Annotated in this window: 1 protein-coding gene; it reads left to right on the top strand. The window is 31.3% G+C overall.

Going from position 1 to position 696, the window contains the following annotated elements; translation table 11 throughout:
* Positions 1-118 precede the first annotated feature (118 nt).
* Positions 119-646 carry a hypothetical protein gene (locus tag ACOSP6_RS00385; RefSeq protein ID WP_422095674.1) on the top strand — a complete coding sequence of 176 codons (528 nt, stop codon included), beginning with the start codon at positions 119-121 and terminating at the stop codon, positions 644-646.
* The last annotated feature ends 50 nt before the right edge of the window (positions 647-696 follow it).

Genomic DNA, 696 nt, shown 5'->3' on the forward strand with positions numbered 1-696 from the left:
CGGAAATTCAATCTTATTAATTATCTTTCCGCAACATCGGAAAATGACTCGCGTCCTTTTCCGCAAAAAATCATACACAAATACGTTGTGCAACATTTGACCAAACTATCTTGAAAATATGTTTACACCAATAATCAGAATCATACTTGTCATATTTAGCTTGATATCAGCTGCATATTTTTACTCAAAAGAGGATTATGCAAATATGTCAATGATGCTGATAGCAGGTGGACTTTTTATTTACGGATATTTCAAATATGGAACTGTTTATGCTGCTTTTCAACAAATAAAAAAAGATAATGTAGAAAAAGCTGAAGAACTGATTTCTAAAATTAAAAATCCAGATAAACTGACTAAAGGTCATAAGAGCTATTACTATTTCACGACTGGAATTATTGCTTTAGAGAAAAAGCAATTTGAAAAAAGTCATTCTGACTTGACTCAGGCCCTTAATATAGGATTAAGAACTGAAAACGATAAATCAATTGTATTGTTGAATTTAGCAAATATTGAACTTTTGAGAAATGATTTTGATAAAGCGACTGAATATATTAAAAAGATTAGAGAACTTAACTTAAAACCATTAGTTGAATCGGAAACTAACCGAATTGAAAAAGAAATAAACGTTGCACAACAAGGTGTATAATTAATTGCGGCTGTCCCGAAGCTTCGGGACCTCACCGGAAATTCAATCTT

Source organism: Tenacibaculum sp. MEBiC06402 (genome assembly GCF_049239625.1).
In the GTDB taxonomy this organism is placed as follows: Bacteria; Bacteroidota; Bacteroidia; order Flavobacteriales; family Flavobacteriaceae; genus Polaribacter.

What these genes read in the sequence shown, in the direction of transcription:
- ACOSP6_RS00385 (WP_422095674.1), top strand. Translation starts at nt 119, where the DNA reads ATGTTTACACCAATAATCAGAATCATACTTGTCATATTTAGCTTGATA.